The sequence below is a fragment of the Rhizobium leucaenae USDA 9039 genome, assembly GCF_000426285.1.
Taxonomy (GTDB): Bacteria; Pseudomonadota; Alphaproteobacteria; order Rhizobiales; family Rhizobiaceae; genus Rhizobium; species Rhizobium leucaenae.
The window spans coordinates 43,351-52,602 of the sequence record NZ_AUFB01000027.1 but is presented as its reverse complement, the minus strand read 5'-3'; the positions used below and the strand labels follow the sequence as shown (position 1 = coordinate 52,602).

At 58.7% G+C, this 9,252-nt stretch carries 13 protein-coding genes; 9 read left to right on the top strand and 4 right to left on the bottom strand.

The window, feature by feature from the left end:
* A partial coding sequence (locus K290_RS0127545; RefSeq protein WP_028754842.1) for a transposase domain-containing protein occupies nucleotides 1–253 on the top strand: 253 nt, incomplete at its 5' end.
* A 78-nt stretch (nucleotides 254–331) separates the two neighbouring features.
* Here the strand turns inward: K290_RS0127545 and K290_RS0127540 are convergent.
* On the bottom strand, nucleotides 332–727 hold the full coding sequence (locus K290_RS0127540) for a hypothetical protein (RefSeq protein ID WP_028754841.1): 396 nt from the start codon (nucleotides 725–727) through the stop codon (nucleotides 332–334).
* A gap of 183 nt (nucleotides 728–910) precedes the next feature.
* Between K290_RS0127540 and K290_RS0127535 the strand changes: the two genes are divergently transcribed.
* The 3 genes from K290_RS0127535 to K290_RS0127525 all read left to right on the top strand — a co-directional run bounded on the left by K290_RS0127535 (nucleotide 911) and on the right by K290_RS0127525 (nucleotide 3,148).
* Complete coding sequence (locus K290_RS0127535) at nucleotides 911–1,819, top strand: hypothetical protein (RefSeq protein WP_028754840.1); 909 nt, start codon at nucleotides 911–913, stop codon at nucleotides 1,817–1,819.
* Nucleotides 1,820–2,029: 210 nt separating this feature from the next.
* Nucleotides 2,030–2,623: a YqaA family protein gene (locus K290_RS0127530; protein WP_028754839.1), complete on the top strand. Its 594-nt coding sequence runs from the start codon at nucleotides 2,030–2,032 to the stop codon at nucleotides 2,621–2,623.
* A 15-nt stretch (nucleotides 2,624–2,638) separates the two neighbouring features.
* Nucleotides 2,639–3,148, top strand: a complete 510-nt coding sequence (locus K290_RS0127525) for a disulfide bond formation protein B (protein WP_028754838.1) — start codon at nucleotides 2,639–2,641, stop codon at nucleotides 3,146–3,148.
* Nucleotides 3,149–3,415: 267 nt separating this feature from the next.
* Here K290_RS0127525 and K290_RS0127520 read toward each other — a convergent pair whose 3' ends face one another.
* Nucleotides 3,416–3,973, bottom strand: coding sequence for an HNH endonuclease (locus tag K290_RS0127520; RefSeq protein ID WP_028754837.1), 558 nt, complete (start codon nucleotides 3,971–3,973; stop codon nucleotides 3,416–3,418).
* A gap of 111 nt (nucleotides 3,974–4,084) precedes the next feature.
* A complete protein-coding gene (locus K290_RS0127515) occupies nucleotides 4,085–4,729 on the bottom strand; it encodes a DNA-3-methyladenine glycosylase family protein (RefSeq protein WP_028754836.1) in 645 nt (214 codons plus the stop codon).
* Nucleotides 4,730–4,772: 43 nt separating this feature from the next.
* On the opposite strand from K290_RS0127515, the gene gluQRS reads away from it, so the two are divergent.
* Nucleotides 4,773–5,654, top strand: a complete 882-nt coding sequence (gluQRS, locus tag K290_RS0127510) for a tRNA glutamyl-Q(34) synthetase GluQRS (protein ID WP_028754835.1) — start codon at nucleotides 4,773–4,775, stop codon at nucleotides 5,652–5,654.
* Here gluQRS and K290_RS0127505 read toward each other — a convergent pair.
* On the bottom strand, nucleotides 5,619–6,551 hold the full coding sequence (locus K290_RS0127505) for a YihY/virulence factor BrkB family protein (RefSeq protein WP_028754834.1): 933 nt from the start codon (nucleotides 6,549–6,551) through the stop codon (nucleotides 5,619–5,621). The genes gluQRS and K290_RS0127505 overlap by 36 nt on opposite strands.
* A 98-nt stretch (nucleotides 6,552–6,649) precedes the next feature.
* On the opposite strand from K290_RS0127505, the gene K290_RS0127500 reads away from it, so the two are divergent.
* From K290_RS0127500 to K290_RS0127485, 4 genes are all read left to right on the top strand, one after another.
* Complete coding sequence (locus K290_RS0127500) at nucleotides 6,650–7,483, top strand: SDR family oxidoreductase (protein WP_028754833.1); 834 nt, start codon at nucleotides 6,650–6,652, stop codon at nucleotides 7,481–7,483.
* A 19-nt stretch (nucleotides 7,484–7,502) separates the two neighbouring features.
* Nucleotides 7,503–7,706, top strand: coding sequence for a twin transmembrane helix small protein (locus K290_RS0127495; protein WP_028754832.1), 204 nt, complete (start codon nucleotides 7,503–7,505; stop codon nucleotides 7,704–7,706).
* A gap of 13 nt (nucleotides 7,707–7,719) precedes the next feature.
* The gene (locus K290_RS0127490) at nucleotides 7,720–8,298 is read left to right on the top strand and encodes a cob(I)yrinic acid a,c-diamide adenosyltransferase (protein ID WP_028754831.1); all 579 of its coding nucleotides are present in this window, start codon (nucleotides 7,720–7,722) and stop codon (nucleotides 8,296–8,298) included.
* A 197-nt stretch (nucleotides 8,299–8,495) separates the two neighbouring features.
* The gene (locus K290_RS0127485; protein ID WP_028754830.1) at nucleotides 8,496–9,245 is read left to right on the top strand and encodes an electron transfer flavoprotein subunit beta/FixA family protein; all 750 of its coding nucleotides are present in this window, start codon (nucleotides 8,496–8,498) and stop codon (nucleotides 9,243–9,245) included.
* Nucleotides 9,246–9,252 lie beyond the last annotated feature (7 nt).

The following is a 9,252-nucleotide window of genomic DNA, read 5'->3' as shown; positions in this document are numbered from 1 at the left end:
GATCGATAACAACATTCTGGAACGCGAGATCAGAGTTTTTGCCACCGGAAGAAAATCGTGGCTGTTCAGCGATACCGCTGACGGAGCCAGGGCCAGCGCCGTGATCTACAGTCTCATGCTGACTTGCCGCGCCTGCGGCGTCGACCCGCTCGCTTGGCTGCGCCACGTGCTCACAGAGTTGCCGCAGCGGGGCGAAGCGGCCGAAATCGTCGACCTGCTGCCGTTCAACTTCGCCAGAACCGAAGCCGCCTGACACAATACGGTTCCAAACGTTGAGCCGATGCCAATCAACGCGTTGGCGTCAACGTGCGGCGAAAATCGCGCTTACATTTCAGAGTATTATAAACCCCGTCCAGTCGTCATTGACGTGGAAGCAAAGATAGCCGTTTTGGGGATGCCTGACCCAGCGCTCTTGCAGATCGAAGGTCGCATAGCCGTCTATGGCGTTCTTTACGGCAAATACTTTCAAGACCGCATCCATATTCAATATCAAGTAAACGATCTCGTTTGCTCTCACTAAGAAGCCGCTTTTTCTTTCTTGCGCAGTGTAGAGGAATGGACCGCGAAGATAAGAATTTCGTGTCGGATTAATAGAGCTGTTGAGACGCGGGTTAGCCGTCGTTTTGTTGACAATAGGTTCCAGCTTCCCAAGCTGTTGCTCGTTATATGTTCTCTTCAGGATCAGACTCTTGTTCTGGACGATACGGAACTGAGTTGATGAAGGCAAAAAGCTTTTCCAATGATGTCTTTTGTTCGCGCAGGCCGCTTAGTTTGAGAAAGCGGCGGGACGCTCCTAGGTCGGAACAGCTCAATCCCAACGCAAAGATATGAAAGCGCTTGCTTGTAATGCAACCGCAGCGCTTAATGATTGTGTAGGGCGTGTGCTGTCCAACATACTTGAGAACATCCAATGAGCATTAAGATTCTCGGTGCTGTGATCGTCGTAGTAGCGGTAGGTTTCGCTATTGTTTTTCATTTCAGCGGGAAAAAGGGCCGCTTCGCCGCAGGATTTCTGACGTCCTCGATGTTTTTTGTCGGATTTGGGATGATGATGTTGGACAGGATAACTGAGGTGACGGTGCGAGGTGTCGGAACGATTAAGGCGGCAAGCGCTCAGGCGTCAGCCGACGCTAGCGTAATTCAAGCTCTAAAAACTCAAGTGGAAAATCAAACTGCGACCGTTGATGCCGTGACAGCGCAGGCGAAAAATGCAGCAAGCCTTTCGGAGAGAGCCGCGTCCCAGGTCAGTATCACCGATCAGAAGCTAGCTGACCTCAATGCCACACTCACAGCCGCAAAGGTCACCTTGGAAAATCTTCAAAAGGATGCGGACTTCGCAAAGACGATTGAAGAAGCGCAGAATGATAATCGGGTAGCCTTTGATAAACTTTCTTCAATCGCCAATGACCAGAACAGCCCTTATGCGCAAAGGGCTGCCGGCGCTTGGAATGCTATCATGGATGCTCACAGCGAAGGAATGTACGAAAGTAATTTCCACATCCCTTGGCAAGCTGGTGTCGACCCTGCCACTTTATCCCTCGCCGCCTTGAGATCAATTTTTGCGTCAGCTCCGGTTCCCCTTAAACCTGCACTGCTCGAATATATCAATGACCGGAATGATGTACCAAAACTGGAGAAACTGGATTTCTTCATAGAAGTAATGAAAACGGATGCCAGCTTAAAGGCGGCCGAGTACGCTGGTCGGTATTTTACGAAAGATGCGAATCTACAAATTAAGCCGTTGGCCCTAGACTACTTGACAAAGTGGTGGTCAGAACACCGCGAGGGCTACGAAAATCCAGCGCCGGAACGGAAGTAATTATTCGGCAACACCGCGCTGACGGCGTCCATTTGCTGATTTTCCTCTAAATGATTCGAGGGAACACCACTAAAAACTGCTTAAACCGGTAGCACCCCAGCCCCCACCATCACGAAAATTTTCAATTTTGTGCCCTTTCCGTCATCCCCCGACCATTTACAGCCATAATCCTGCCCCCTAAAGGTTTGCAACGCAGCAAAAGGGGGCGGAATGCTTCGTAGACTTTACGACTGGACCATGTCGCTGGCTCGCCGCAAATCGGCGGAAGTTTGGTTGGCCATTATCGCCTTCGTTGAAAGCTCGATCTTCCTCGTGCCCGCCGACGTCCTGTTCCTGCCGATGTCGCTTGCAAAGCCCGAGCGGGCCTGGCGCTATGCGCTGACGGCGACGGTTGCTTCCGTGCTCGGTGGCATTGCGGGCTGGGCGCTCGGCTATTATGCCTTCGAAGCGATCGCCAAGCCGATCCTGATCTTCTACGGCAAGCTCGACGCCTTCAACCAGATGAGCGCCGGCGTCACCTATGGATGGGTCGTTCTGCTGCTCGTCACGTCGGGTCTCGCGCATCTGCCGCCGATCAAGGTGGTCACGATCCTTTCTGGCGTCGCTCACATCGATCTCGGCCTGTTCATCATCTCGGCCATCGTCGCCCGCGGCGCCCGCTTCTTTTTCCTGGCTTTTCTGCTGCGCCGCTATGGCGAATCGATCCGGCATTTCATCGAGAAGCGCCTGGGGCAGATCACCATGGCGGCCGCCGCCGTCCTCATTCTTCTCTATATCCTCTTCCATTATGTGCTGGCGCACTGACGACGGAGCCCTTGCATGTCGAAGACTTTGACCTCTCGCGCCGGCCTCGCCTATTCCGCGCTGCTTGCTCTCGGCATGATCATCGTCATCGGCTCGGCGCTCGGCTTCCAATATATCGGCGGCTATATTCCTTGCGCGCTCTGCCTTGAGCAGCGCCAGCCCTATTATTACGGCATTCCCGTCGCGATCGTCGCCGCTCTAACAGCCGTCGCCGGCATGCCCTCATGGATCACCCGCGCGTTGCTCGCCATCGCCGGCATCATGATGATGGTCGGCGGCGGCATCGGCGTCTATCACGCCGGCGTCGAATGGCACTTCTGGGCCGGCCCGACGACCTGCTCCACATCCGCCAGCAGCATGACGCAGAACGCCGGCGACCTGCTGAACGAACTCAGCACCATTAAAGGCCCGTCCTGCACGGAAGCGGCACTCCGCGTTCTCGGCTTGTCGATGGCAGGATGGAATGTGATCGCGAGTGTGATCCTGGCGGCGATTGCATTTATGGGTGTGAAAAAGGCCGGTTGATCGTCGGCAGAGGCCGCGATCTCTCATATGCCGGGCCTCTGGTACCCCCTCTGTCCCTTTCGGGACATCTCCCCCCCAAGGGGGAGATTGTAGGGAGATTGCCGCTCGCCATCACCAAAACAAAGTCCTCGGTCTCAGCGGATGCAATGTCTGCTTAAGGCGAGGGAGTGCCACGCGTTACCAATCTCCCCCTTGTGGGGGAGATGTCACGAGAGTGACAGAGGGGGGTGCCGCACTCTCCGCAAACTCAATCGCCAAAAATCAATCCTACGGCTGCAGTTCCGTATCCCAGTAGAGATAGTCGAGCCAGCTATCGTGCAGATAGTTCGGCGGAAACAGGCGGCCGTTGTTGTGCAGGTCCTGCACGGTCGGCTGATAGGGCTTCTGCGCCGGGAACATGCCCGCCTGCTTCGGCAGCTTGCTGCCCTTGCGCAGGTTGCAGGGCGAACAGGCCGCGACGACATTTTCCCAGGTCGTCTCGCCGCCATGGGCGCGCGGGATGACGTGGTCGAAGGTCAGATCGTCATGATTACCACAATATTGGCATTCGAACCGGTCGCGCAGGAAGACGTTGAACCGCGTGAAGGCAGGGTTACGGGAGGGCTGGACGTAGGTCTTGAGGCAGACGACGCTTGGCAGCCGCATCGAGAAGCTGGGCGACGATACGGACTGATCGTATTCAGCAATGATATTCACACGGTCAAGGAAGACCGCCTTGATCGCGTCCTGCCAGGACCAGAGCGACAAGGGGTAATAACTCAGCGGCCGATAGTCAGCGTTCAACACGAGCGCTGGCAAGGACTGCGGTGAGACTGCAATCGTCAAGGAACCCTCCTGATCGATTCGGCATCTGCATCTGTATATTAGGCCGGTTGTTACAGGATTGTGAAGTCCAATAAATTCAGTGCATAGCGGCGAATCGACGAGACGGGCTAATCAATCGATGGGCAGCGCCTCGCGCCGGGTCTTGACGGCATAATAGGCCCAGAAAAGCCGGGCCGCGACCGAGCGCCAGGGCATCCAAGCCGCCGCTTCCCGGGCCAAAGCCTTGGGCAAGGGCCTGACCTCATGCCCAAACGCCATGCCGACAGCCGCCTGCAAGGCGACGTCGCCGACCGGGAACACATCTGCGTGACCACCGCAGAACATCAGATAGACCTCCGCCGTCCACGGACCGATTCCCTTGATGGCGGTCAGCTCGGAAAGCGCCTTTTCCGGGCTTTCGGCACTGAGCGACTGAAGCTCGAGGCGGCCACTGACCACGGCGTCGGCAACGCGCTGCAAGGTATCCGCCTTGATCCTCGACAGGCCGAAGCCGCGCCAGGCATCCGGTTCCAGCCCGGCATAGGCCTCGGCGGTTACCTGACCCATCCCCGCAATTATCTTCCCCCAGATCGCATCGGCGCTCGCCCGCGACACGACCTGCGAAACGATAATATGGGCAAGCCCCTCGAAGCCGGGCTCGCGCAGGCGCAGCGGTACGGGTCCGGCCTCGGAGACAATCTGCCGCAGGCGCGGATCGAGCTCGACCAGCGCCGCCAGCCCTTCCCTGATATCGTCTTCGCCGCGGATGATGTGCATGGCGTCTCGTAGTGCGGGATTAAAATTCGTGGCAGAAGAAAGCATGAACGCGATTCCCCGTCAAAAGCCGATATTCCGTTTCGCGCCGAGCCCGAATGGCCCGTTGCATCTCGGCCATGCGCTGTCGGCGATCCTCAATCACGACATGGCGAACGAGGCCGGCGGCCGTTTCCTGCTGCGCATCGAAGACATAGATCAGGCCCGCTGCACACCCGAATTCGAAGCGGGCATATTTACCGATCTCGCCTGGCTGGGTCTCTCCTGGGAAAAACCGGTGCGCCGGCAGTCCGAACACCTCCCTGCCTATCAAGACGCCCTGCAGTCGCTCATCGCCCGCGACCTCGTCTACCCCGCTTTTCTGACGCGCGGCGAAGTGAAGGCGCGGGTCGCGGCAGGCGTTGCCAGCGGCAGCCCGTGGCCGCGAGATCCCGACGGCACGCCGCTCTATCCGCCCGACGATCGCCTGCGCAACGAGACGGAAAGAAAGCGCTTGCTCGATGCCGGCCTGAAACACGCCTGGCGGCTCGACATGGAACAGGCTATCGCTGTGGTCGGGAGGCCGCTGCATTGGCAGGAAAGCGGCGATGGCGAGAGGGGCGATATCCTTGCCAATCCCGCCGCCTGGGGCGATGTCGTGCTGTCGCGCTCCGATGCGCCGTCAAGCTATCATCTCTCCGTGGTCGTCGACGATGCGGCGCAGGGCGTCACCCATGTCGTTCGGGGTCTCGACCTCTTTCATGCCACCTCTGTCCACCGCCTGCTGCAGGCCCTGCTTGATTTGCCGCAGCCGCTTTACCATCATCACCGGCTCATTCTCGGCGAAGACGGCAAGAAGCTCTCGAAGAGCGAGCGCGATACCGGCATTGCCGAATGGCGCCGGCAGGGCTGGTCACCGGCGGAGCTTCGTCGCCGCCTCGGCCTCTGATTGTTTGTCTGCGTCTTGTCTATAAGCTTCAGGAGTGCCCGCTCCCCTGCCGAAGAGCATGCGCCGCACCTTGAATTTCATCAGCGCCGCATTGAACTCCGCGCCAAGGATGAAGATCACCGCCAGCATGTAGAGGAAGACGAGCACGATCATCACCGAGGCAAGGCCGGCATAGGTGGCCGTGTAATTGGCGAAGGTTGCGAGGTAATAGGCGAAGATCAATGCGCCAAGCGACCAGCAGAGCAATGTCAGGAACACGCCGGGGATGACATCGAACAGCCGCCGCCGGCCGGCCGCCAGCCACAGATGCAGGATCAGCAGTCCGGCGAGCAGCAGGAAGACGGTGCCGTAGATACGCCAACTGAAAACCACATTCAGAAAATCGGCAAGCCGCGGCACCCACTCCCGCGTATAATTCAGCACCAGCGGCACAGCGACCAGCATGATGCTGAGAAGGGCAAAGATCAAAACCGCCATCAGCACATAGCCGAGGCTCGCAAGACGGTTGAAATACCAAGGCCGGTTTTCCGGCACGCGGTAGGCGCGGTTGAGCGAGATGCGCAGTGCCTCGACGCCGTTGGATGCAAAATAGGCCGCGGCCAGGACGGAGATGGTCAGCAGTCCGCCGCGCGGAATGGTTAGGACCTGCACCACCTGATCCGCCAATGGCTTGGCGATCGCTTCCGGCCAAGTATCGAAAATCAGATGCACCGCTGTCGAGGAAAACTCGCTGGCGCCGAGGAAGCTCGCAAGCGCAGTGCCGAAGATCAGAAACGGAAAGACGGCCAGCAGCGTCGAGAGCGCCACATGGCTTGCCATCGCAAAACCATCGTCCTCGACGAAATGAAACACCGCGTCGTAGACGACCCTATAGAGCGTACGAACGAATGTCGGCATTCCATCTCCGCTTGAGCCCGGTTCTCGTCCGCCGGTTGTCGATTGTGTCGGGTTCTTGAATATGGGAAACGTCTCCCCGTTTGTACAGGAATCATTCCATGGCAGATCAACGCACTATCATCGCAACGGGTTGCTCTTCCGGCATCGGCGCTTTCTGCACCCGGGCATTGAAGGCCGATGGCTGGCGCGTTTTCGCGACCGTGCGCAAGGAGGCGGATCGTGCTTCCCTCGAAGCCGATGGGATCGAAGTGCTGCTGATGGATTACACCCGGCCGGAAACGATCTCCGCATTGGTGGCAACCGTGCGCGAACGGACCGGCGGCCGCATCGATGCCCTGTTCAACAACGGCGCCTATGGCCAGCCCGGGGCGGTCGAGGATCTTTCCACGGATGTGCTTCGCGAACAGTTCGAGACGAATTTCTTCGGCTGGCATGAGCTGACGCGGCAGGTCATCCCGCTGATGCGCAGGCAGGGCCAAGGCCGCATCGTCAACGTATCCTCCATTCTCGGCCTGGTTCCCTATCGCTTCCGCGGCGCCTACACCGCTTCGAAATTCGCCCTGGAGGGCCTGACGATCACCCTCAGAATGGAGCTGCAGGATAGCGGCATCCATGTCAGCCTGATCGAGCCCGGCCCGATCGCCTCGCGCTTCACCGCTAATGCGCTCGCCAAGATCGAGGAGCATATCGATCTCGAACATTCGGCCCATGCGGTCGAATACCGGCGGCAATTGGCGCGGCTGAATGGCACAGGCCCGGTCAACAGGCACAAATTGGGACCCGAAGCGGTCTATGACGTGTTAAAATCCGCGCTGAACGCCAGAAATCCGCGCCCGCATTACGTTGTGACCACGCCTGCAAAACAGGGGGTTCTTTTGAAAAGGCTGTTGCCGGCTAACCTTTTCTATCGTCTGATGCGCCGGTTGGATTGAACGACGAAGGCCCGAAGCAATGTCTACCGTTACCTATATCGCCGCCATCATCCTTATGGGCCTGGTCGTGATCGTCCTCATTCGCGGCCTGTTCAACATGATGAAGGGCGACAATCCAAATCTTTCCAACCGGCTGATGCAGCTCCGCGTGCTGCTGCAGGCAATCGCGGTCATCCTGATCATGCTGACGCTGTGGCTGACTGGCGGCGGCCGTCCGACCTGACGGCGGGATCACCATGGTCAAGCTCAACAAGATCTACACCAAGACCGGCGATGACGGCACCACTGGCCTCGTCGCCGGCCCCCGCCGGCTGAAGCACGATCTGCGCGTCGAAGCCTATGGCACGATCGACGAAACCAACTCCATTATCGGAGTAGTCAGGCTGCACACCATCGATATGCCTGAACTCGATGCCATGCTGATGCGCATCCAGAACGACCTTTTCGATCTCGGCGCCGATCTCTCGACGCCCGAAACGGACGAACCGCTCTCCTATGAGCCGCTGCGCATCATCGATAGCCAGGTCGAACGTATCGAACAGGATATCGACACGCTCAATGCCGGTCTCGAACCGCTGAAATCCTTCATCCTGCCTGCCGGCAGCCCCGCCTCGGCGCATCTGCACCTCGCCCGCACCATCGCGCGGCGCGCCGAGCGGCTGATGGTGGCGCTTTCGCGCAGCAAAGGCGAACGCGTCAGCCCCGCGGCTTTGAAATACATAAACCGCCTCTCGGATTTCCTGTTCGTCGCCGCACGTCATGCGAATGATCAGGGGCGCGCCGATGTGCTGTGGGTTCCGGGGAAGAATCGGTAGGTGAGGCAAACCATGTTTGTCAGCAACCCATATTGACGTTGACGTAAGCGTTATTTATGTCCCTAAGCCGATTTGCCGTTCTGCGCCATGCAAGCGTTGTAATTGGGGAAAAAACGCGTATCCATGTCGCCATTCGACAAACGGAATGGCGCTGAACAGGCCATGTTCTTTGGGCGCAGTGTTGAAGGAAGGATTCCATGAAGATTCTCGTCCCCGTGAAGCGGGTGGTTGATTACAACGTGAAGATCCGGGTGAAGCCGGATGGTTCAGGCGTCGAGCTTGCGAATGTGAAGATGTCGATGAACCCGTTCGACGAGATTTCGGTCGAAGAAGCACTGCGGCTGAAGGAGGCCGGCAAGGCCGAGGAAGTGGTGGTGGTGTCGATCGGACCGGCCAAGGCCGAGGAGACGCTGCGCACCGCCCTTGCCATGGGCGCGGACCGCGCCATCCTCGTCGAGACCGACGATCAGGTCGAGCCGCTGGCGGTGGCGAAGATCCTCAAAGGGGTTGCCGATGCCGAACAGCCCGGTCTGATCATCGTCGGCAAGCAGGCGATCGACGATGACAGCAACCAGACCGGCCAGATGCTGGCCGCCCTCCTGGGTTCGGCGCAGGCGACCTTCGCCTCGAAGATCGAGATCGGCGACGGAAAAGCCCAGGTGACCCGCGAGGTCGACGGCGGCCTGCAGACGATCGAGGTCAAGCTGCCGGCGGTGGTGACCACGGATCTTCGCCTCAACGAGCCGCGTTACGCCTCGCTGCCGAACATCATGAAGGCGAAGAAGAAGCCGCTCGACAAGAAGGCTCCTGCCGATTTCGGCGTCGATACGACACCGCGGCTGAAGGTGCTGAAGACCGAAGAGCCGTCCGGCCGCAAGGCAGGCGTCAAGGTCAAGTCGGTCGCCGAGCTGGTCGAGAAGCTGAAGACCGAAGCCGGCGTGCTCTGAGGATAGA